This is a genomic window from Rhodococcus sp. 114MFTsu3.1 (genome assembly GCF_000383555.1).
Lineage (GTDB): Bacteria > Actinomycetota > Actinomycetes > Mycobacteriales > Mycobacteriaceae > Rhodococcoides > Rhodococcoides fascians_E.
In genome coordinates, this window is record NZ_KB911545.1 from 54225 (window position 1) to 73970 (window position 19746).

Annotated in this window: 25 protein-coding genes and 1 pseudogene; 12 read left to right on the top strand and 14 right to left on the bottom strand. The window is 65.8% G+C overall.

Translation table 11 applies throughout. The features are described from left to right. The first annotated feature begins 9 nt into the window (after positions 1–9). Positions 10–177: a hypothetical protein gene (locus tag H292_RS28340; protein ID WP_019665217.1), complete on the top strand. Its 168-nt coding sequence runs from the start codon at positions 10–12 to the stop codon at positions 175–177. Positions 178–196: 19 nt separating this feature from the next. On the opposite strand, the gene H292_RS0103200 is transcribed toward H292_RS28340, so the two are convergent. From H292_RS0103200 to H292_RS0103210, 3 genes are all read right to left on the bottom strand, one after another. Continuing rightward, complete coding sequence (locus H292_RS0103200; protein WP_141216333.1) at positions 197–412, bottom strand: hypothetical protein; 216 nt, start codon at positions 410–412, stop codon at positions 197–199. A gap of 192 nt (positions 413–604) precedes the next feature. Continuing rightward, positions 605–1525, bottom strand: coding sequence for a transketolase family protein (locus H292_RS0103205; protein WP_020110393.1), 921 nt, complete (start codon positions 1523–1525; stop codon positions 605–607). 2 nt (positions 1526–1527) lie between these two features. Further along, positions 1528–2202, bottom strand: a complete 675-nt coding sequence (locus H292_RS0103210; protein WP_019665214.1) for a thiamine pyrophosphate-dependent enzyme — start codon at positions 2200–2202, stop codon at positions 1528–1530. Between the two features lie 118 nt (positions 2203–2320). On the opposite strand from H292_RS0103210, the gene H292_RS0103215 reads away from it, so the two are divergent. After that, entirely contained in the window at positions 2321–3289 is a 969-nt protein-coding gene (locus H292_RS0103215) for an NAD(P)/FAD-dependent oxidoreductase (protein WP_020110394.1), read from the top strand. Here the strand turns inward: H292_RS0103215 and H292_RS0103220 are convergent. Continuing rightward, on the bottom strand, positions 3286–3735 hold the full coding sequence (locus H292_RS0103220; protein ID WP_020110395.1) for a MarR family winged helix-turn-helix transcriptional regulator: 450 nt from the start codon (positions 3733–3735) through the stop codon (positions 3286–3288). The two genes, H292_RS0103215 and H292_RS0103220, sit on opposite strands and share 4 nt — an antisense overlap. Before the next feature lie 43 nt (positions 3736–3778). Between H292_RS0103220 and H292_RS0103225 the strand changes: the two genes are divergently transcribed. Next, positions 3779–4975: a multidrug effflux MFS transporter gene (locus H292_RS0103225; protein WP_020110396.1), complete on the top strand. Its 1197-nt coding sequence runs from the start codon at positions 3779–3781 to the stop codon at positions 4973–4975. A 40-nt stretch (positions 4976–5015) separates the two neighbouring features. On the opposite strand, the gene H292_RS0103230 is transcribed toward H292_RS0103225, so the two are convergent. From H292_RS0103230 to H292_RS0103245, 4 genes are read right to left on the bottom strand one after another with little or no spacing between them, the layout of a single operon-like run. Then, positions 5016–5738 carry a Clp protease N-terminal domain-containing protein gene (locus H292_RS0103230; RefSeq protein WP_020110397.1) on the bottom strand — a complete coding sequence of 241 codons (723 nt, stop codon included), beginning with the start codon at positions 5736–5738 and terminating at the stop codon, positions 5016–5018. Positions 5739–5789: 51 nt separating this feature from the next. After that, entirely contained in the window at positions 5790–6497 is a 708-nt protein-coding gene (locus tag H292_RS0103235; protein WP_051127721.1) for a hypothetical protein, read from the bottom strand. Next, complete coding sequence (locus H292_RS0103240; RefSeq protein ID WP_020110399.1) at positions 6494–7060, bottom strand: FAS1-like dehydratase domain-containing protein; 567 nt, start codon at positions 7058–7060, stop codon at positions 6494–6496. The genes H292_RS0103235 and H292_RS0103240 overlap by 4 nt, the downstream gene beginning before the upstream one ends. Before the next feature lie 22 nt (positions 7061–7082). After that, positions 7083–7520 carry a DUF6069 family protein gene (locus tag H292_RS0103245; RefSeq protein WP_037159318.1) on the bottom strand — a complete coding sequence of 146 codons (438 nt, stop codon included), beginning with the start codon at positions 7518–7520 and terminating at the stop codon, positions 7083–7085. 203 nt (positions 7521–7723) lie between these two features. Here H292_RS0103245 and H292_RS0103250 point away from each other — a divergent pair, with 203 nt between their 5' ends. Further along, positions 7724–9982, top strand: a complete 2259-nt coding sequence (locus tag H292_RS0103250; RefSeq protein WP_019665206.1) for a putative bifunctional diguanylate cyclase/phosphodiesterase — start codon at positions 7724–7726, stop codon at positions 9980–9982. Positions 9983–10004: 22 nt separating this feature from the next. Here H292_RS0103250 and H292_RS0103255 read toward each other — a convergent pair whose 3' ends face one another. The 4 genes and pseudogenes from H292_RS0103255 to H292_RS0103270 form a co-directional block, all read right to left on the bottom strand. Then, the gene (locus tag H292_RS0103255; RefSeq protein ID WP_019665205.1) at positions 10005–10691 is read right to left on the bottom strand and encodes a response regulator; all 687 of its coding nucleotides are present in this window, start codon (positions 10689–10691) and stop codon (positions 10005–10007) included. Further along, a pseudogene (locus tag H292_RS0103260) lies at positions 10688–11761 on the bottom strand (sensor histidine kinase); the annotation flags it as partial. The gene H292_RS0103255 and the pseudogene H292_RS0103260, both read right to left, overlap by 4 nt. A gap of 17 nt (positions 11762–11778) precedes the next feature. Further along, complete coding sequence (locus tag H292_RS0103265) at positions 11779–12237, bottom strand: hypothetical protein (RefSeq protein WP_019665203.1); 459 nt, start codon at positions 12235–12237, stop codon at positions 11779–11781. A gap of 7 nt (positions 12238–12244) precedes the next feature. Further along, the gene (locus tag H292_RS0103270) at positions 12245–12826 is read right to left on the bottom strand and encodes an RNA polymerase sigma factor (RefSeq protein ID WP_019665202.1); all 582 of its coding nucleotides are present in this window, start codon (positions 12824–12826) and stop codon (positions 12245–12247) included. A 193-nt stretch (positions 12827–13019) separates the two neighbouring features. Here H292_RS0103270 and H292_RS0103275 point away from each other — a divergent pair, with 193 nt between their 5' ends. The 7 genes from H292_RS0103275 to H292_RS26730 all read left to right on the top strand — a co-directional run bounded on the left by H292_RS0103275 (position 13020) and on the right by H292_RS26730 (position 16370). Continuing rightward, positions 13020–13499 (top strand): Asp23/Gls24 family envelope stress response protein, encoded by a 480-nt coding sequence (locus H292_RS0103275; RefSeq protein WP_019665201.1) that lies wholly within the window; start codon positions 13020–13022, stop codon positions 13497–13499. A 14-nt stretch (positions 13500–13513) separates the two neighbouring features. Then, positions 13514–13789: an Asp23/Gls24 family envelope stress response protein gene (locus H292_RS0103280; protein WP_020110402.1), complete on the top strand. Its 276-nt coding sequence runs from the start codon at positions 13514–13516 to the stop codon at positions 13787–13789. A gap of 19 nt (positions 13790–13808) precedes the next feature. Next, positions 13809–14033, top strand: coding sequence for a hypothetical protein (locus tag H292_RS0103285; protein WP_019665199.1), 225 nt, complete (start codon positions 13809–13811; stop codon positions 14031–14033). 26 nt (positions 14034–14059) lie between these two features. Then, the gene (locus H292_RS0103290; protein WP_019665198.1) at positions 14060–14260 is read left to right on the top strand and encodes a DUF2273 domain-containing protein; all 201 of its coding nucleotides are present in this window, start codon (positions 14060–14062) and stop codon (positions 14258–14260) included. After that, positions 14250–14594: an Asp23/Gls24 family envelope stress response protein gene (locus H292_RS0103295; protein WP_230621082.1), complete on the top strand. Its 345-nt coding sequence runs from the start codon at positions 14250–14252 to the stop codon at positions 14592–14594. The genes H292_RS0103290 and H292_RS0103295 overlap by 11 nt, the downstream gene beginning before the upstream one ends. Further along, a complete protein-coding gene (locus H292_RS0103300; protein ID WP_020110404.1) occupies positions 14591–15469 on the top strand; it encodes a hypothetical protein in 879 nt (292 codons plus the stop codon). Before H292_RS0103295 ends, H292_RS0103300 begins: the two co-directional genes overlap by 4 nt. Positions 15470–15719: 250 nt before the next feature. Beyond that, complete coding sequence (locus H292_RS26730; protein WP_051127722.1) at positions 15720–16370, top strand: DUF998 domain-containing protein; 651 nt, start codon at positions 15720–15722, stop codon at positions 16368–16370. Here H292_RS26730 and H292_RS0103310 read toward each other — a convergent pair. Continuing rightward, the gene (locus H292_RS0103310) at positions 16305–17042 is read right to left on the bottom strand and encodes an EAL domain-containing protein (RefSeq protein ID WP_020110407.1); all 738 of its coding nucleotides are present in this window, start codon (positions 17040–17042) and stop codon (positions 16305–16307) included. The genes H292_RS26730 and H292_RS0103310 overlap by 66 nt on opposite strands. Next, positions 17042–18283 (bottom strand): PucR family transcriptional regulator, encoded by a 1242-nt coding sequence (locus tag H292_RS0103315; RefSeq protein ID WP_020110408.1) that lies wholly within the window; start codon positions 18281–18283, stop codon positions 17042–17044. Before H292_RS0103315 ends, H292_RS0103310 begins: the two co-directional genes overlap by 1 nt. A gap of 267 nt (positions 18284–18550) precedes the next feature. Here H292_RS0103315 and H292_RS0103320 point away from each other — a divergent pair, with 267 nt between their 5' ends. Further along, on the top strand, positions 18551–19708 hold the full coding sequence (locus H292_RS0103320) for an epoxide hydrolase family protein (protein WP_020110409.1): 1158 nt from the start codon (positions 18551–18553) through the stop codon (positions 19706–19708). The last annotated feature ends 38 nt before the right edge of the window (positions 19709–19746 follow it).

The window sequence follows — 19746 nt, forward strand, 5'->3', positions numbered from 1 at the left end:
CCGGGCCGCATGAGTGAAACGAACAAGAACCCTGATCCCGCGACAACCGATACCGATACGTCGCCGACGGGTGCCGACGACGACGTTCAGTCCGACCCCGCTGCGGGCGAGGAGTCCGGGGATTGGTCCGGTGAGGGCGGCGCGACCCACGACGGCCCCGCCACCGACACCGAATGATCCCCGTGCGTCGGTGACCTCAGGTTCCGGTCAGCCGACGCTCGGCGGGCCTGAGCAGGTGTACGTCACTGTCGGTCACGACCTTTTCGACGACGCATCGACCGGAGAGCCAATCTCCGGCGATGTCGAATTCCACGCGTAGATCCCCGAGCCAGTCGATGTCGACCACCACCCCGACGGTTCCGGCCGGTACCCCGCTGCACCATGCGCGCTTGCCCAGGTTGCGCGCGGCCACCACTACGTCACCTCGCCGGTGCGAGTGCTGTCCTCTCCTCATGTATCCCCCCAACGTCGATCCCTGTGGTCCGTGACTACGGCGGTTCCCACGTCGAGTCAACCTCACCCCAGCGAGCCCTTCAAGTCGTAGACAGTCCGCTGAGCTGGGGTTCTACCGTCGATCGACTTAGTTGGGGCGGTCCAAACCGACTCAGAATCCGAAGAAGGCATCCAGCGACGTACGAATACCTGTGACGTCGAGTCCGTGCGCGCGCTCGTGCTCGGTCGGTGTTCCGTATTTGCGGAGCTCCTGCTGCCCGACGCCGACACCGAGTTGCCGGTGCGGTACGTCCACCAGCGCCAGCGCCACCTCGCGAGCCGAGGTACCAGCGAGGTACGGCTCGACGATCGCGACGCTGTTTCCGGCGAGGTGAGTGCGAAGACCTGCTCTGTCGAACGGCCTGACGCGTTCGGTGTAAAGGACGGTCACATCTCGATCGCGCACAGCGGCAAGTACGTTGTCGGCCGTCGGCCCCACCGCGACGACCGTGCCGCGACGCCCTCGCTGCAGAACCGTCAGACCGGGATGCTCGGCATACGGCCGCGCGTTGGATGTGCCGTCCAACCGGATGTAGACCCGATCGTCGCCGTCCATTGCGGACCGCAACGCGCTCTCGGCTTCGTCGGCGTCTCCGGGCACGTGCACTCGCCAGCCGTCCAGGGTGTCGAGCAGCGCCACGTCACGGTGCCCGAAGTGAGTCTCGCCGCCGGCAGCCATCGAATACGAGCCCCCTGCACTGACGAGCACTGCCCCGACGCCTTGATGACCGAGGTCGAGTTTCACCTGTTCGAAGGGCCGTTCCACCAGGAACGGTGGGAACGTGTGCACGATCGGGCGCATCCCTGCCAGCGCTGCGCCTCCCGCGAACGAGATCATCAGCTGCTCCCGTATTCCCACGTTGACAACACGATCTCGCACTGCATCGGTGACGTGGGGTGCGATGTATCCCGCCCCGATCTCGGCCAGCACGAGTAAGCGTCTGTCGTCCGCGGCCAGCAGGTCCGGGATCGTTCGGTAGAAGCGCTCACGCTGGTCGGTGATCGTGGTCGTCCTTGCCGCTGTGTCCAGCATTCTCACTCCTTGCTCTCGGTATGTGCAACAACAACATTGGGCACTGCGAACCGTCTGGAGAATGCGCGGTGCAGCGCGTCGTGGTCACGACCGTCGACGTCCTCGGCGGCCCATCCCTCGACTGCGAACCGCGCCCCGATTCCGCCTGGCCAGCCCAGGCCGGCCGATCGGTTGTCGATGACGACGACCGTCAGATTTCCCAACCCAGCGCGACCCGCATACTGGATCGCCTCGGCGTTGCTTCCCTCGTCCAGCTCCGCGTCGCCGACGAGAACGATCACGCGCGCGTCGGAACCTCGGAGCGCCAACGTCGTCGCCGTGCCGGTAGCCAGTCCGATGCCGTGCCCCAGCGAACCCGAGGAGATCTCCACGCCTGGTACGAGCGTGCGGTCCGGGTGATAACCGAGGGGGGAGTCGAACCGTCCGAATCCGTCGAGTTGTTCTTCGGTGAGGAATCCCGCCGACGCGAGGACAGCGTAATAGGCCATGGGCCCGTGGCCTTTCGAGACCAGAAATCGGTCCCGCCTCGGATCGGACGGGTTCGAGGGGTCCGTGCGCAGGATCGTCGAATACAGAACCCAGATGACATCGAGCGTGGACGTCGCACTCGCGTCGTGCTTTTCGTCGCCGGTCATGCGCGTCATCAAGCCGGCCAGTTCGTCGTATGTCGTGTGCATGCCTCCACGGTGCAACCTGAACCGAACTCGAGGTCAAGGCCGATACGTCCGAGGAACGCGTTTTGCCGAATCGGCAAACCTACTTGCCAGACGGTTACGAGTGGGCCACAGTGGACGCATGACTACACACCTCGACCATGACGTCATCATCGTCGGCGGCGGCCCGGCTGGACTAGCAGCGGCGGTGACGCTCGGGCGTGCACGCCTGCGAGTCCTCGTCGTGGACGCAGGATCTCCGCGCAACGCGCCGGCCGAGCACGCCCACAACTACCTCGGGCTGGAGGGAGTTCCTCCGCTCGAACTCCTCGCTCGCGGGCGCACGGAAGCGCAGAGTTACGGCGCAGTGATCCAGGAGGGCACGGCGACGGCGGCAACCGCGCACGGCAACCACTTCACCGTCGAACTCGCCGACGGCGCCACCCTCGCCACCCGACGCCTGCTCGTGACTACAGGCCTGACGGACGAACTTCCCGACATCGACGGTCTCGCCGAGCGGTGGGGACGCGACATTCTGCACTGCCCCTTCTGCCACGGCTGGGAAGTGCGCGACAAGAAGGTCGGCATCATCGGGAGCCCCTTCGGCGTTCATCAGGCACTGATGTGGCGGCAGTGGGTCGACGACGTGGTGCTCTTCACCCGCGAATTCACGCCCACCGTAGACGAATCGAAGAAGCTCGCCGCGCGGGGTGTCACGGTGATATCGGATGCCGTACAGAAGATCGCCGTCGAGAACGATGCGCTCGTGGGCATCCAGTTGACCACCGGTTCGGTGGTTCCGGTGGACGCCGTTGTGACCAAGCCGACGTTCACCGCCAACGCCGGCGTTCTGGTGAGCCTCGGACTGGAGGTCACCGACATGATGATGGGCGACGTACCCGCCGGGGCGTCGTTCGTCGCGACGGATCAGACCGGCGCGACGTCGGTTGCCGGCGTCTACGCCGCGGGCAACGTCGCCGCCCCGATGGAGAACGTGATCGGTTCTGCCGCAGCGGGCGTCCGCGCCGCGGGCGGTGTCGTCGCGAGCCTCATCGAGGAGGACACTCGACTGCCCGTCGGCCCGGACGATTCGACCGGCGCCGCGAGCTAAGTGCGGTCGCGCAGCTCGTTCGTCAGCAGCATCAGGGCCGGTGCTGCCGACACGAGTTGCGCGGCAGCTTCGTCGGGAAGTCGGCTCAGCGCCTCGATGATTCGAGCCGACCATGCTGCTTCGATGCGAGTTCGGTTGCGCCGCATCCGATCGGTGACCTCGAGTTGCGTGACACGCCGGTCCGTCGGCGACGGAGTCTTGACCACGAGCCCACGTTCGACGAGGGTGCGGACTGCCGCACTGACGTTGGAAGGCTGCATCGCCAGCATGTCCGCGAGTGCGGACACACCGATGCCTGTGTTCCTGTCGATCTGCTTGAGCACGGTGACCTCGGGCGCGGGGAGCCGTTCGATGCCGAGCTCTTCCACGCGATCCGTGCGCTGAATGATCCAACTCAGATCGTGGAGCACCGAGGCGAGGACTGCGGGGTCGGTCGTATCCGTCACACCGCCATAATACATATAATTTTATAAGCTATTGTCGTAGCCGATGACTACCACCACGCCTTCCCGGACCGCAGCACCGAGCGCCGTACTCATCGGCGTACTCGCACTGCTCACCGCCGTACCACCTCTCGCGACCGACATGTACCTCCCCGGGTTTCCGGCGATGGCAGCCGATCTGAACACCTCGGCCAGCAGCATTCAGCTCACCCTGACCACCTTTCTCATCGGCCTCGCCATCGGACAGCTGATCATCGGACCCCTGTCGGACAAACTCGGCCGCAGAGTCCCGTTGATCGTCGGGGCCGCCGTGTGCCTCGCTGCGGGCATCGCATCCGCACTCGCGCCGTCGGTCGAGTTCTTGATCGCTGCCAGGTTCGTACAAGGGCTCGCCGGTGCAGCGGGGGTCGTGCTGTCGCGGGCGATCATCGCCGACCGCACCGAAGGAAGCCACGCTGCCAAACTGTTCGGGTTGATGATGATCATCGGCGGCGTCGCGCCGGTCATCGCACCGCTCATCGGCGGCGCAGTCGTCGACTCCCTCGGATGGCGCGGAGTCTTCTGGATCATCGCCGGACTGACCGCCGTGATGCTCCTGTGCGCCATCGCATTGGTTCCCGAGTCGCTGGACCGCGAGAACCGCCGCGGCGGAGGCATCGCTCAGATGATCAGCGGCATGGGAACGGTGGTGAAGAACCGCCGATACCTGTCCTACACACTGACGTTCGCCTTCGCGTTCAGCGTGATGTTCGCCTACATCTCCGCGTCACCCTTCGTACTACAGAACATGCTCGGCCTGTCGGCGGGTCAGTACTCGGCGGCCTTCGCCGTGAACGCACTCGGACTCATGGTCGGTAGTGCGATCACCGCGAAGCTCGCCGATCGAATCCCTCTGCAGCGCATGATGACCGCCGGAATTACCGCCCTCGTCGTCACCACCACACTGCTGCTCGTTCTCGTCATGGTCGGGATCAGCCTGTGGCCGACGCTCGTTCTGCTGTTCCTCACCCTGGTGGCCGAGGGTTTCGTCTTCGCCAACGCGACGAGCCTTGCCGTCGCACAGGTTCCGCAGCTTGCCGGCACCGGCTCGGCAGTGCTGGGAGCACTTCAATTCGGTTTGGCCGCAGTCATTTCGCCACTTGTCGGCCTCGGCGGCGAGGAGACGGCCGTTCCCATGGTGATCGCCATGTTCGTCAGCGCGCTCATCGCCGCCGGCGCCTGCTTCGCGAGCCGAAAGGACTGAGGAGACAGAGCCGTCCGAACAGGCGACAGAGGCGCAGCGCTCAGAGGGAGCCGAGAGCCGCCACCAACTGCTCCTCGACAGCGTTCTTCTCCAGGCCGAGGTCGGTGACCAGACCTGCGCCGTTCTCGAACTCGAGCATTGCCAGCAGCACGTGCTCGGTCCCGACGTAGTTGTGCCCCAGACGCAGTGCCTCGCGGAAGGTGAGTTCGAGCACCTTCTTCGAGCCTGCGTCGTACGGGATCAGCGCGGGGGACCGGCCTTCCGACGCGGGAAGCAACGCCTGCGCCGCGTCGCGCACCTGCTGTTCGGTCCGGCCGTCGGACAGCAGGAAACGGGTACCGATCGACTCCTTCTCGGTCAGCAAGCCGAGAACCAGGTGAGCGGGAGCGATCTCGGCATTGCCCGCGGCGTTCGCCTCGTTCTGGGACGCGACAACGACGTTCTTGGCCCGAGGGGTGAACCGCTTGAAGCCCTCGGAGGCGTCCATCGCGGAATCGGATCCGCCCGGCCCCTTCGGCACGAATCGCTTCTGCGCGGCCTGCTTCGACACGCCCATGCTCTGGCCGATGTCGGTCCACGACGCACCCGACCGGCGCGCCTGATCGACGAAGTGACCGATCAGGTGATCGGCGAGATCGCCGAGGGAATCGGCCGCGACGACCGCGTCGGATAGTTGCTCGAGCTCGTCGTCGTGCACTTTCTTGATGGCGTCGATCAGATCGTCGAGGCGGACAGGGAGTTGGATTTTCGTTGGTTCGACCATGCGTCAACCATAGGTTGACGATCGAGCATCGTCAACCCCCAGTTGACGATTTCAGGCGAACAGCCGCGCCGCAGCGACGCCCGCCTCGATGTCGACCTGCCGGGCCCCGAACATCGCCCGCAGCTGCTCCGACGTGACCGCCGGACCCGCAGCCACCGCGGCGGCCACCGCCGACGCGTCGACTACCGCGGTGACACCGTGGTCTCGTGCGATGCCGTTCAGGAACTCGGTCAGATGCTCGGTCGTCGCCTCCGCACTGACGGGCGGGAGATTCAGCATCACGAAACCGTCGGGAACGCTGTACTCGGCGCGTGACCAACGGCCGTGCTCGAAGACGTAGACGAACCCCAGCCACATGCCCGACCGCTGAATGTCCGCGATGTAGTCGGCCACCACGTCACCCGTCCAGGCAGGCAACCCGCGCAGAAGGTCCGTCTCGGGTTCACCGAAGTACTCGGCGGCCGCGCCGAAGTACGTTTCGCTGTACTCGTGGTCGTACCCCACGAGAACAGCCCGAGAGATGCCACTCGAACCTCCAGCGGAGGCGTCGGCGATTCTCAGTGCCGCCCAATTGCCCCCGCCGTCGTCGTAGTGCCACGTCCCACCGTTCACTGCACCGCTACCAGGGCGAGCGTGGCAGTGGTCCGGCCGGCCCTGCGCCGCCGTGAGGGCCGCACACGACGCCCACCGACCACGCATGTCCTCCGGCCCCGGCAGATCAGGATGCGGCAGACCAGGCATGGGCGAGCCGCCGCTCATGCCACGGGGGCCGTTCCGGCCATCATGATCTGCTCGACGGCGCTCATGAAGTCCTCCGGTGCCTGGATCTCCGTGGACGCGGCGATGGTCGTCGCCGCCGTCAACACCGGTTGATCGCGCTGGTCGAAGATCTCGTTCTCCACGACCATCAGATCCGCGCCCACGGCCCGGCGCGCCGACACCAGTGACACTTCGCAGCTCAACCGATCCCCGGCCAGCAACGGGCGATGAAAGGTGAATCGCTGATCCACCTGAAGGATCTGCGGCATCGCGTAGCAACTGAGCGTTTCCTCGAACAGCCGCCGCTGTGCCACGAACGCGATGAGCGACATGAAGGTCGGCGGCGCGACGAGGCTGCTGTGGCCGAGAGCCGTCGCCTCGTCCTGGTCGAAGTGCGCGGGGTGGAAATTCTGAACCGCGTTCGCGAACTCCGAGACCTTGGCCTTGCCCACCTCGTACACATCGTCGATTCGGTAACTCTGCCCGACCACGGCCCGTACCTGCCCAGGGACGTCCTGTGATGCGGCGTCGTCCTGCGATCCTGTGCCGTCCGATGCACTCATGGTGTCCGATTTTACGCGTCTGTCAGGAGTGCACACTCCCGACGGCTCCCCGGCGCAGGGCTTCCAGGCCCAGCGGTACGACCACTGCGATCACGACGTGCATGAGCGAGAGGGTGACCGTGCTGGCCGCGTCGAAGTCGGCGGCGAGGGTCATCGCGATGGTGCCCAAGGGAGCAACGACTCCGACGACCTGCGCGATGCGGATGACGGGAAGCCACTTCAGCGACACGAGGGCGGCGACGCCCATTCCCACGACCATGGGTACGACCGTCAACATGACGACTCCGCCCGGTGCGACCGCCATGGTGGTTCCGGCGTCGGTCAGTTCGAAATTTCCACCCGCCGCCAACCCGATCACCCAGAGCACGAGATTGAACACGAGTGCGAGCAACACGGAGAACAACACTGCACGCGGCCGCGACAACGACCGAGCAGAAATACCTGAAATCGACGTGGTCATGGGTGACTCCTGCCTGTACGCAAGGACCAGGGGCGCCTTGCTTCGACAGATCTGACCCGTACCGATCCGAGAACTCATCGCACACCGACGCGGGACTCGTGACGAGGTTCCCAGCACAGTGGAGGGGTCCTACAGTAATCTTCCCGACAGGGCGAACTTGACAGCCGGTTCGTGGACTACAGCAGCAGGTGAGGGGGCCTTCGATGAACACGAAGGCGCCGTCGATGCATCGAACGCTTGCCGGGGCGCCGAAGTTCGTCGGCTTCGCGAGTGTTCTCGCTGTCGGCGCCGTGCTGTTTCTCGTCGGTGACGCGTCGGTTCGGTCGATGGTTCTCGGCACGTTCGCCATCGGAGCCATCCTCGCGATCGGCGTCGGCATCCGCAGACACAAGCCGGCCGACGCCACCTCCTGGTGGTGCCTGTTCGGGACCGCAATCCTGTTCCTGCTGGGCGTCAGCCTCCGCGGGGACCCGAGTATCCATCCCTCGGGCGTGACGGCGCTGTCGAACACGTTCATGCTCGGCGGCTACGTGTTGATCGCCGTCGCACTGGCCCGCTGGATTCTCGAACGCCGCTCCCGCGACGACGTGACGCCGCTGATCGACGCGACGTTGACCGCGATCGGTGCGTTGTTCCTCTCGTGGGTCCTGCTGATCTCGCCCCTTCTCGACACCGAGATGGACACTGCCGTGGCCGTTCTCAACGGCATCTACCCTGCCGTCGACGCAGGCATGATCACGCTGACGGCGTATCTGTTGATGTCCTCCAAGCGCGGCAACACCTCGCTACGGTTGCTGATGCTCGCGTTGCTGTCGGTGTTCGTCGGCGACATCGCCTACGCCCACTTCCTGTCCCGGGCATCACCACTGTCACCTGGCCTGCTCGACGGCATCTACCTCGTCGGCTACGTCTCGCTCGGACTCGCAGCGCTGCACCCGCAGATGGCCACGATGGCTCAGCGTCAGCGTGCGACACCCCGTCATCGGCGTCGGTCCGCGTTCCTCTTCGTCATGCTGTTGGTGTGCGCGGCCATCCCCGTCCTCGGAACGTCGTTGTCCACCGCCGATCTCGCGGTCCGCTCCACACTGCTCTCGGCCATCCTCATCGGCAGCTTCCTCCGCGGCGAACGCGCCATGAGCCTGATGGAACGCAGCGAGGACGACGCCAGATATCGCGCAGCGCACGACGCACTGACCGGCCTACCCAATCGCACCATGTTGCCCGACGAGTTCGAGCGCCTCGGCGCGCGGGACGAGCCGGGCAGAATTTTCATCCTGTTCGTCGACCTCGACAACTTCAAGGTCGTCAACGACTCCTACGGGCACCGCGTCGGTGACGAGATGATTGCGGCGACAGCGCACCGAATCCGGTCCACGGTCCGCTCGGTCGACACCGTGGTTCGCTACGCGGGGGACGAATTCATCGTGATCGGCCGCTGCACTCGACCAGAGATGGAAGCACTGGCGAAGTCGATCGTCGACCGAATCGCCGAGCCGTTCGTTCTCAGTGCCGCCAGCGCGTACATCACCGCGTCGGTCGGCATCGCCGCGACCACCAACCGGGCGCATCGTCTCGACGACCTCATTCGCGAGGCCGACACCGCGATGTACCACGCGAAGTCGCAGGGCGCGTCGCGCATCGCGTACTTCGACGAGTCCCTACGGGCGTCGTCCACGGCCGCGATCGAAACGGCCACCGCTCTGCGCGGCGCCGTCCGGCGCGGAGAGTTGGTGGTCTATTACCAGCCGATCGTGATGACCTCGACCCGCGCCACCGTCGTCTACGAGGCTCTGGTGCGGTGGCAGCACGGTGGGCGACTGCGCGGACCAGGCGAGTTCGTCGCCATCGCGGAGTCGACCGACCTGATCGGCGAGATCGGCGCTGCCGTCCTGCGAACCGCCCTCACGGACCTGGCGGCATTGCGGGCGCAGGGCCAGGACGTCACGATGTCCGTCAACATCTCGCCCGTTCAGTTGCGCGACGAGTCACTGCCGGTGCTCGTCGGACAGTTGTTGGCCGAACTCGGATTGCAAGGCTCCGATCTGGCACTGGAAGTCACCGAGACGGCGTTGATCGACGACGTGTTCGCCGCGAAGAAGATCCTCGACCGCCTCGCTGCACTGGATGTGCTGATCGTGTTGGACGACTTCGGAGTCGGTTACTCCTCGCTCAGTCGCCTCCGTGAACTGCCCATTGCGCTGCTGAAGATCGACCGCTCGTTCATCGCCGAGATCGGAACCGATACGTCGGGCGGCTCACTGGTCTCCGCGATCGCCGCGATGGCGCGCGCACTACCCGTCTCCATCGTCGCGGAGGGCGTCGAGACCGAGCATCAGGCCCGCGCCATCGAGGCATTGCACTGCCGGTTCGCCCAGGGCTACCTGTACGGGCGGCCTGCTCCGCTGCAGCACTGGCTGAAGCAGGGCAGCGGCTCCGCCCCGTCGTCCGTGCCCGTCCAGTAGCACTCAGGCACCCCAGCACCGGCTATTTCAGTCGGTATCCCATCCCGGTCTCGGTGAGCAGATGACGCGGCCGGGATGGATCGTCCTCGAGTTTCTGGCGCAACTGGGCGAGATAGATTCGCAGATAATGCGTCTCACGTTCGTGCTTCGGACCCCACACGGTCTTCAGGATCTCGCGCTGGGACACCAGCTTTCCGCGGTTGCGGGCCAGTAGCTCGAGCACTCCCCACTCGGTGCGGGTCAGATGAACGACGTCCCCGCCGCGGGTGACGGTCTTCGAGGACAGGTCGACCGTGAACGAATCCGTCTCCACCACTGCGTCTTCCACCGCCCTCGGGCCTCGACGCAAGGCCGCCCGCAACCGCGCCAACAACACGTCCATCTCGAACGGCTTGGTGACGAAGTCGTCGGCCCCGGCGTCCAGTGCGTCCACGGTGTCGGCGGAATCCGTTCTCGCCGAGAGCACGACGATCGGAACGTCGGTCCATCCGCGCAGACCCCCGATGACCTCGACACCGTCGAAATCCGGCAGACCCAGGTCGAGGAGTACCACCTCGGGGTGGAAATCCGCCGCCACCCGCAGCGCTTCGGCTCCCGACGCCGCAGCCACGACGTCGTATCCACGCACTTTCAGGTTGATGCGCAACGCGCGAACGATCTGGGGCTCGTCCTCGACCACCAGGATGCGAATGCTCGGTGATTCGGTCACTGCGCACCCTTCGGGCTCGGCGACGGAACGGGCCGAGCTGCCGACGACGTCGGTTCCGGAGACATGAGCTGCACGGCCACCGTCAACCCTCCGCCCGGGGTGTCGAGGGCGCGGACGGTGCCGCCCATCGCTTCGACGAATCCGCGCACGACGGACAGGCCGAGGCCGACGCCTGCGCTGTTGTCGGTGTCCCCGAGTCGCTGGAAGGCGTCGAACATCGTCTGCTGAGCCGCTCGAGTGACACCTGGCCCGTTGTCTGCGACGGTGATCGTCGTCCCACCTCCGCTGTCCGTTGCACGGATGAACACGGTACTGCCGGGAGCGTGTCGGACGGCATTGCCCACGAGGTTGGCCAGCACACGCTCGAGCAGGCCCGCGTCGGCGAGTACACAGGCACTGCCGACGTCGGTGACCGTCGACGACGGGTCGGCCTCCACGCCGATCAGTGCCCGCTGCACCGCGTCCTCGACGTAGACCGGTGCGAGGGAGGGCCGCACCACACCTGCCTGCAGCCGGGAGGAGTCCAGCAGGTTCTCCACCAGAGACGTCAGCTGATCCGCCGACTCGTCGATGGTGGCGATCAGTTCGGCGGTGTCCTCGGCGGAGAACTCCACGTCGGTGCTGCGGAGCGACGACGACGCGGCTTTGACAGCGGCGAGCGGGGTGCGCAGATCGTGACTGACGGCGGAGAGGAGCGCGCGGCGCAATGCGTCGGCCTCGGCCAGAGCTGTTGCGCGACTGGCCTGCTGGGCGCGGCGGGCAGCGAGATCGACCAGGACGGCCACCGCCACTGCGACGACCAGCAGCACCACGGTGACGAGAAAGTTCTCGGGCTCGGCGATCGTGAGGCTGTAACGGGGTTCGGTGAAGAAGTAGTTGAGCAGGAACCCGGAGATCAGGGCCGACAGCGCTGCGGGTACGACGCCCCCGAGAAGGGACACGCACAGGACGACGACGAAGAACAGCGCGCTGATTCCACTCGAGTCGAAATCGGTTCCCAGCACGTCGATGAGTCCCGCCGCGGCACACGGAACCACCACTGCAGCAGTCCAACTCACTACTGCTCGTCGAACCGTGAGCCGAACGTTCACGGCCGTATCTCGATGTCGTCGACGTGCACGTCGACGTCGTCGCGCGTCAGCGACACACCGAGGATCTCGGCCACGATCGACATGGCGATGCGCGCCAGATCGTTTCCGACAGCTTGAAGGTCGCTGTCGTACGCACCGACCACCGAGAGCGAAACCCCGGTGCACTTGTGCTCGTCCGTGTGCACGGCGATCTCGGTCGGCTGACACCCGTGAACTCCGGACAGTGCCCGAAGCACTGCCGTGCGCACGACGTGATCGCTGACGCGCAGAGTGTCGGATCCACGGCCTTCCGGCGCCGTGGGGAACCGCGCATCCACCGGCCATGTCCGACGGGTCGTCGCACGGACCTTGGAGATGATGGAGTTGCTGATGTCGAACCAGCGCGGCTCCTCCGGCGCCTCCCGCAGCTCCCGCGCCGCGCGCTGCAACACCCAGTCGTCCGGTTCCGACGTCATAGCTGCATCACTGCCATGCCGCCAACCTTTCACTCAATGTTGCTCGGGCGCGAACCAGGTGACCGCGTACCGCGCTTGCCGACAGTGTCATGATCTGCCCGATCTCCGGATGTGTCATCCCCTCCACTTCTCGCAACAGCCAACACGCTCGCTGGCGGTAGGGCAGTTCGGCCAACGCACGCCCCAGATCCGCCATGAAGTCGTCGTTCGTGACGCTGACCTCGGGATCCGCGCGTGCATCCGTGCTTCGGCGCTCGAACACCCAGTCCTCGGCAGGTGCGACCGCACGCTTGCGCCGGTGATCGACGACCTTGTGCGAGACCATCGAGAACAACCAGGTCCGCAGTTTGGAGTCGCCCCTGAACGTATCCAATCCCTTCCATGCCGCGACGAAGGCGTCCTGGACGACTTCCTCGGCTGCACCGTGATCGGAGAGCATGTTGCGGGCGTAGCGGAACATCTCCGGGCCGTACCTGGCGACGATCAGCTCGAAGGCGTCGGTGTCGCCGAGTGCTGCATTGCTGACGAGCACGTGATCGGACAGCGGCCCGCCGTCGGACATGACACGGCCGGGTGGATCGTCGGTCATCGAACCGTGTCCGCCATCGGTGCCCCCGTCCTCGAAGTGCTCGTGCCACGTGTGTCCACCTGGACGAGATGCATTCGACACCGTTGTACCAGCGAACCATGGTTGTGATGCACATCACTATTTTCGGACGTGCGCTTTCTCGACTTCGCTACGACCTACTTGACGTCACAATCGATTCGCGAGAGGACAGAACATGAGCACCCAGACGCTGGACAAGTCGACAGACGCCGCATCCGGAACGGCTGCCAAGAGCGCGACCACCACGTCCGCACTGGTCAGCACCACCGGACGCACCACCATCGCCGACACCGTCGTGTCGAAGATCGCCGGCATCGCCACCCGCGAGGTCCAGGGCGTCCACGACGTCGGCGGCGGCACCTCCCGCGCCATCGGAGCGCTGCGCGAGCGCATCCCCGGTGCACGCGTCAACCAGTCGCAGGGTGTGTCGGTCGAGGTCGGCGAGCGTCAGGCCGCCGTCGACATCGACATCGTCGCCGAGTACGGAGTGTCGATCGCAGACCTGGCGTCGGGCATCCGTCGCAACGTCATCACCGCCGTGGAGCGGATGACGGGCCTCGAGGTCACCGAGGTCAACATCGTCGTGCACGACGTCTTCCTCGACGAGGGTGACGACGAGTCCGGGCAGGAAGTGTCCGGGACGCGAGTTCAGTGACATCAGGACCCGATATGAGCGCACCCGACGTCTCGGAAGTCATCGCCGACGTGGTGACGGCGACGGCGGGCGTCGCGGGTCTGCACGGCGGTATGTTCGGTGAAGCCGCGACATACCTGCCGGGCAGGCGCGTCTCCGGCGTTCGGATCCGTGAGGACGGCAGCGTCGACGTGCACGTGATTTTGCGTGCAGGCAGCCCGATTCCGGCCACCGCCGACGCGATCCGAACGGCCGTCGCTACCGTGGCCGACGGCCCGGTTCACGTCACCGTCGAGGACGTAATCCGCTGATGATGCGGTCCACTCACGCATGAGCCGTTCGGCCGAACACACCGCCGCTCGCCGCGCGGTGGCCAGGAAGCACCATCCGGACGTCGGCGGCGACCCGGCTGTATACGCAGCCGAACTCGCCGCCGTCGACCGAAGGTTCTCGCGCGCGCCCACCACGATTCGTCGGCGCACGTGGAAGCACCTCTACCGCAGGATCTTCGGGCCCGCAGGGCGGCTGCGGTCCAAACGTTACTTCGACATCTAGCCCTCACATCTAGCAGGAGCATCATCATGACGACGTCCACCATCGGTTTGTTCGTAGGACTTCTGTTGGCCATTGCGGCCGCTGCCGGCGGATTCACCGGGTTTCTCTTCGCCGTGATCCTCGCCGTCGTCGGTTTCGCCGTCGGCCGCTACATCGACGGCGAACTGGACGTGTCGATGTTCCAGAGCCGCGACGGGTTCTCGCGTGGCCGCCGCCATGACCGCTGACGAACGAGGCCACCTCGAGGTACGAGTTCGAGCCGTCACCCGCATCGCCGAGATCACGGCGAGCCGGGTGGACGGCGTGGAACCCGTCACCGGTGGCCTCACGTCGAAAGCCCTTCCGCGCGTGGAGGCAACTGTCCGAGACGGAAAAGTCCGGGCGACGGTCGAAGCCGCCACGCGATGGCCGACGCCCATCGCCGACGTCGCTGCGAGAGTGCGAACCAGCGTGGCGGACGACCTTCGACAATCGAGCGGGCTGGAGGTCGACACCGTGGATGTCGTGATGCGTTACGTTGCGCCGGAGAAAGTCACGAGTTCAGGAAGGCGAGTCGAATGACCACACAGGTATCGCCGAAGGCGGCGCCTCGCGCGAGTGCAGTCGCCGTGGTTCTCGCGCTGGCCCTCTGTGTCGTCGGCGTCGTTCTGGGTCGCGACGCGTCGATCGAGTTCGGTCTCGTCGACGGTGCACCCTGGATCGCGCCTGCGATCGACTGGCTACTCGGTGTCACCGTGCTCGGTGCGATGCTTCCGATCGGCATCGTCGCCGCGGTGATCGGGCTGGTCCTGCTCGTCTGTGCGGTGTTGCCGCGCAGCCGAACTCACCGACCGTCGGGTTCCGATGGCGTCTGGATCGCCAAGGGCTCGGCGCGGGTCCGAAGTTCGTCGATCGGTGTCGGCACCGCCGCTGTCGATCGTCTGGTCACCGCGCTGGTCGGCCTCGTTCTCGGCGCAGCCGGATTGGCGGCTGCCGCATGGGAACGCGACCGGCTGCCGCAGTTCGCGCACGACGCCAGGCGGACGGTCGAGTCGTGGAACCCCGCCGGGTGGGCAGACACGTCGTGGTGGCCGTGGGCGCTCACCGGCGCCACCGTCGTCGTATCCGTCGCCGGGCTGTACTGGCTGTGGGCACACCGGCCCCGGCGTGCCGCCTCCTTGATCGGCAGCGACGACGCCAGGGTGGACCTGACCTCCGCCGCACAGAACGCGGCCGCCGCATTGGCGTCGTCACCCGGGGTCGATGCGGCCAGTGGTCGAGTGGTGGACACCGGCACGGGCCGCCTCCTTCGAATCTCTGCCCGCGCGAGCGACGCGGGCACACCGTCCGCGGACCTCCTCGCGTCGGCCGTTGCTCTCCGCGAAACCTGTGCCGGCGCCATGTCCGGCCTCGAGGTGGACACCCAGGTGCTGATTCAGCCGGGTCGGGCCAGGTAATCGAGGGCGAGGGCATCCTGAGAATCGATCAGGTGCTCTGGGCAGGTGGGCGTCGACGAGAAGAGCCGTCGTTCGGGCTGCACTCTCAGGTTGGGCACGTACAGTCACGCCATCGTCCGTACAGCGTTCGCCGAACGCCGGCTCGCCACGAAGAGAGTTACCTATCGCCTCACCGACATCCACACACGACGCCCATCACGCTGCCGCAGGAATCGCGTGGGTCCTGTGCTTCGCCTACTTGCTCGCGGAAGTGTTCACCGCAGCAGCGTGGAGTACCCCGTACAGCTTCGAGGACAACTCGATCAGCTCACTCGGGGTGACGACGTGCCAGGTCGGTTCCTGCTCACCCCTGCACGACGTCATGAACGCCGCGTTCGTTGCCCTGGGAGTCCTGACACTCGTCGGAGCACTGTTCCTGCACCGCCACATCAGAAGTGGACGAGTGAAGAAGGCGATCCTGTCACTGGCCGTGATCATCGCGGTCAGCACCGCGGCGACCGGACTCTTCCCCGCCGACGACGGAACCATCCTGCACTGGGCCGCCGTGCTGCCCGGCTTCATCGCTCGGCACGTGGTTCTGGCGTTGATCGCCTGGCACTTCTGGCGTGAGCGACGAGTGGTCGCACTCTGGTCCGCAGTCTGCGCGCTCGTCGGTGTCGTCGGTGCGGTCCTGATGCTGGCGCAGACATTCGGATTCGGCCTGGGAGAACGCCTGGCGCTCTACCCGATGCCCACATGGATGGCCGTCACCGGCACAGCAGTACTCGTCGCGCTGGCCCGTCGAACGGTGTTACGGCGATTCGACGCACGATGGCTGCATGTCGTCTTCCGCGCGTCAGCCGAATCGAGCCCGAAGATCGGCGCCCGCAGCAGCGGCGCCGAACAACCAGCCCTGCCCTAGCGTCGCGCCGAGGCCGAGCGCCCGCACCCGATCCCGCTCGGATTCGATGCCCTCCGCAAGGATCACTGCACCGGTGGACGCGACGTACCGTCGGACTGCCGACAATGCGCGCATGCTTCCGAACGCACGGGGCCGGCGCAGCACCGACGCATCGAGCTTCACGATGTCCGGCTCTACGATCGGCAGCGCTTCGAGAGTGCCGCGGTTGGCACCGACGTCGTCGAGAGCGATGGAGAATCCCCGCCGTCGGGCCGACGTCACCATCGAGCGGAGCCTGTCCGCGTCTCCGACGAGACCGCGTTCGGTGATCTCGAGAACCACCCTGCCGTCGCCTTCCAGGGCGTCGAGGTGCGCCTCGGTGCGTTCGATGTCCGTGATTCCCGACGGCTCGTAGTTCAGGTACAACGCCAGTCCGCGCCGCAGATCCGCCGAGCGTGCTTCCTTCAACGCCGCGGCACGGCAGGCGAAGTCGATGTCCGACACCACACCACGCGTGCGCGCGAGAGCGAACACCTCGGCTGGATCGACCCCGACGACCGTCGGCCACCGAGCGAGCGCTTCGACTCCGACGACATCACCGGTCCGCAACGCGACCACCGGCTGGAAGCACGGAACCATGTCGTCGATCGCGACGAGTGCGGCGCGAGCGGACAGAGACGTGACCGGCGCCATCACACCGATCTCTTCGGGTCGAGCGAGTCCGCGATCAAGGCAGCATGGAGCGATCGGAGTCCGGACGACTTCATCGGATCGATGCCGGTGATCTGCTGAATTCTCTTCAACCGGTAGTCGACGGTGTTCGGGTGCACCACAAGCTGTTTCGCTGCTTTTTTACGGTTGGCCTCGGTGGAGACGAACACCTGAAGGGTCGGCAGCAGATCCGGTACGCGCCGCAGTGGATCCAGCATCCTCTCGAGGTGGCGACGGCCGACACCCGGCCGCGCGATCTGGAACTCCAACGCCAAGTCGGCGATTCGATACACGCCGGGTCGATAGTCCAAGCGCTGCACCAGCCTGAGCAACTCGTAGGCGTTCTCGGCGGCAGCTGCGATGCGCGACGCCACCGATACCGCCGCCGAGGCGGACACGGGGACTTCGCCCGCCTCCGTCAACCGGGTGATCAGGGATTCGACGACACCGGCCACCGGATCCGGCACGAGGATCGTTCCGCCGGTTGCACTGAGGATCGCCAGCGGCGGCTCGGCAGCGTGGAAGTCGGAGAGCGCGGACCGTATCCGTTGCAGTTTGCGCGTCGCCGCTGCCTCTCGCGCGACAGGGGCGCCCACCTCGTCGGCGTGCGGAGGAAAGTGCAGCGCGACGACTTCGTATCGCTCGGCGAGCTCGGTGCCGTACCTCTCGGCGATGGACGGGGCACTCCGGTCTCCGGTGAGCAGGGCGGTGACCAGTGCCTGCGTCTGGTCCTGACCCTGCGCGGCCACGGCCTTGTATTCGTCGAGATATCCCGAGGACACCGCCTCGGACACCACGTCGAGCAGACCGAACATCAGCACCGCGCCGTCGACGAGCGCGCCGTGCTCACCGTCCACCGCGCGCCCGGCGATCATGCGAAGGCATCGCGAGAACCCTTCGTGGAACGCGTGCTGGATGGCGGCCAGTGGAACGCCGAGTCGAGCCCACTTGCCCGCGGACCGGCGCAGACGGCCGAGCGCTTCGGTCGACGGTTGTACGCCGCTATCCAGAACGTCTGCCGCCAGCGCGACGCATTCTGCGGTCACCTCGGCGACGACAGTCCGGCCGGACCTCCCGGTCAGCTCACGACACTGGGTGGTATCGAGCACGTGGTCGATGATCTTCTGCGTCGAATCCCGCGCGACTCGAAGTTGATGGGATGCCGGACGTCCTCCCAGGCTCAGTCCCTCTGCCGAATCGGAGGACACCATCGTGGTTGCCATACGCTTCTCACCTTCCGAAACGTTCGGGGCGGCCGGGGCCTCCGCTGTTGTCGTAGAAGGTCACGATAGAGCAACAAACGGACCGAGAGAATGTTTGGGTGCCGAAACGCGGATCCAGAGTTGGATTCGAGGACTTGTACTCACCCCTTCGGCCCTGCAATTGTGACGAGTCCCCAGCAGAACTGGACATATTCACATTTCAACAACGCGCACGAGTTTCAGAATCACGGACCGAAGATGTCCGCAATCCGCTCTAGCTTGAGCTTCATGGACATCAGCGACTTCACCATCGACGTACCGCAAACGGACCTGGACGACCTCACCGCCCGCCTGACGCGCACCCGCTTCCCGAACGGCCACGCAACCGGATGGGGAACGGGGACCGACCTCGACACGATGCGCCGCCTCACCTCCTACTGGGCACAGGATTACGACTGGCGCCGCGTCGAAGCGCGACTGAACGAGTTCCCACACCATCTCGCCGACGGCACCCTGCATTTCATCCATGCCCGATCCGATCGTCCGGACGCCCGACCGATACTGCTGCTCCACGGGTGGGCAGACTCGTTCGCCAAATACGTAGGAATCATCGACGCGTTGCGCAACCCCGTGAACGCCGACGCCCCGGCGTTCCACGTGGTGGTGCCGTCCCTGCCCGGATTCGGGTTCTCCGAACAGCTGCCCGACGGCGACGCGGGTCCGGAGACCACGGCCGCACCGCTCGTCGCGCTGATGGAGACCCTCGGGTACGACCGGTACTTCGTCCACGGCGGCGACTGGGGCAGCGTCGTCGGCCAGGAAGTGGTGCGCGCGAACCCGGACCGCATTCTCGGATTGCACCTCACGGACATTCCGTTTCCCAATTTATTCATGGTCGACCGAGAGTCCGTCACCGACGACGAGAAGGCCTTCCTGGACGCGCTCGACTCGTGGAGCGAGAACGACGCCGCCTACGTCTCCATCCAGTCGTCGAGGCCCTTGACACTCGCCTACGGTCTCAGCGACTCGCCGGTCGGCCTCGCCGCCTGGATCGTCGACCACTTCGGTCGCCTCTCGGACTCCCTACCGAGCGACGAGGACCTGATCACCAACGTCATGACCTACTGGGTGCGCAACTCCATCCACTCCTCGACGCGCCTGTACAGCGAAGGCGCAGCCTGGGACGAGGAGAGCGGCGATCAGGACCGGGCAGATACCGAAGACTGGGCAGATACGGGAGACTGGGACCCGGTCATCCACGTTCCGACGGCAATCGCCGTGTTCCCCAAAGACATCGGCCGGCCACCGCGCGAATTCGTGGAGCGCTTCTTCGACGTCGTCCGCTACACGGTCCACCCTCGCGGTGGACACTTCGCCGCCCTCGAAGTGCCCGAACTCGTCGTCGCAGACATCCAGGCCTTCGCCGGGAATCTGGAGGTCGAGTAGGCCGGCGTACGGATTCTCGTTACGTGTCGATTTCGAGA

Excerpts from the sequence above, each read along its gene's own strand:
- H292_RS28340 (WP_019665217.1), top strand. The coding sequence starts at position 10 with ATGAGTGAAACGAACAAGAACCCTGATCCCGCGACAACCGATACCGAT.
- H292_RS0103205 (WP_020110393.1), bottom strand. The coding sequence starts at position 1,525 with ATGCTGGACACAGCGGCAAGGACGACCACGATCACCGACCAGCGTGAG.
- H292_RS0103210 (WP_019665214.1), bottom strand. The coding sequence starts at position 2,202 with ATGCACACGACATACGACGAACTGGCCGGCTTGATGACGCGCATGACC.
- H292_RS0103215 (WP_020110394.1), top strand. The coding sequence starts at position 2,321 with ATGACTACACACCTCGACCATGACGTCATCATCGTCGGCGGCGGCCCG.
- H292_RS0103225 (WP_020110396.1), top strand. The coding sequence starts at position 3,779 with ATGACTACCACCACGCCTTCCCGGACCGCAGCACCGAGCGCCGTACTC.
- H292_RS0103230 (WP_020110397.1), bottom strand. The coding sequence starts at position 5,738 with ATGGTCGAACCAACGAAAATCCAACTCCCTGTCCGCCTCGACGATCTG.
- H292_RS0103235 (WP_051127721.1), bottom strand. The coding sequence starts at position 6,497 with ATGAGCGGCGGCTCGCCCATGCCTGGTCTGCCGCATCCTGATCTGCCG.
- H292_RS0103240 (WP_020110399.1), bottom strand. The coding sequence starts at position 7,060 with ATGAGTGCATCGGACGGCACAGGATCGCAGGACGACGCCGCATCACAG.
- H292_RS0103245 (WP_037159318.1), bottom strand. The coding sequence starts at position 7,520 with ATGACCACGTCGATTTCAGGTATTTCTGCTCGGTCGTTGTCGCGGCCG.
- H292_RS0103250 (WP_019665206.1), top strand. The coding sequence starts at position 7,724 with ATGAACACGAAGGCGCCGTCGATGCATCGAACGCTTGCCGGGGCGCCG.
- H292_RS0103265 (WP_019665203.1), bottom strand. The coding sequence starts at position 12,237 with ATGACGTCGGAACCGGACGACTGGGTGTTGCAGCGCGCGGCGCGGGAG.
- H292_RS0103270 (WP_019665202.1), bottom strand. The coding sequence starts at position 12,826 with ATGACCGACGATCCACCCGGCCGTGTCATGTCCGACGGCGGGCCGCTG.
- H292_RS0103275 (WP_019665201.1), top strand. The coding sequence starts at position 13,020 with ATGAGCACCCAGACGCTGGACAAGTCGACAGACGCCGCATCCGGAACG.
- H292_RS0103280 (WP_020110402.1), top strand. The coding sequence starts at position 13,514 with ATGAGCGCACCCGACGTCTCGGAAGTCATCGCCGACGTGGTGACGGCG.
- H292_RS0103285 (WP_019665199.1), top strand. The coding sequence starts at position 13,809 with ATGAGCCGTTCGGCCGAACACACCGCCGCTCGCCGCGCGGTGGCCAGG.
- H292_RS0103290 (WP_019665198.1), top strand. The coding sequence starts at position 14,060 with ATGACGACGTCCACCATCGGTTTGTTCGTAGGACTTCTGTTGGCCATT.
- H292_RS0103295 (WP_230621082.1), top strand. The coding sequence starts at position 14,250 with ATGACCGCTGACGAACGAGGCCACCTCGAGGTACGAGTTCGAGCCGTC.
- H292_RS0103300 (WP_020110404.1), top strand. The coding sequence starts at position 14,591 with ATGACCACACAGGTATCGCCGAAGGCGGCGCCTCGCGCGAGTGCAGTC.
- H292_RS0103310 (WP_020110407.1), bottom strand. The coding sequence starts at position 17,042 with ATGGCGCCGGTCACGTCTCTGTCCGCTCGCGCCGCACTCGTCGCGATC.
- H292_RS0103315 (WP_020110408.1), bottom strand. The coding sequence starts at position 18,283 with ATGGCAACCACGATGGTGTCCTCCGATTCGGCAGAGGGACTGAGCCTG.
- H292_RS0103320 (WP_020110409.1), top strand. The coding sequence starts at position 18,551 with ATGGACATCAGCGACTTCACCATCGACGTACCGCAAACGGACCTGGAC.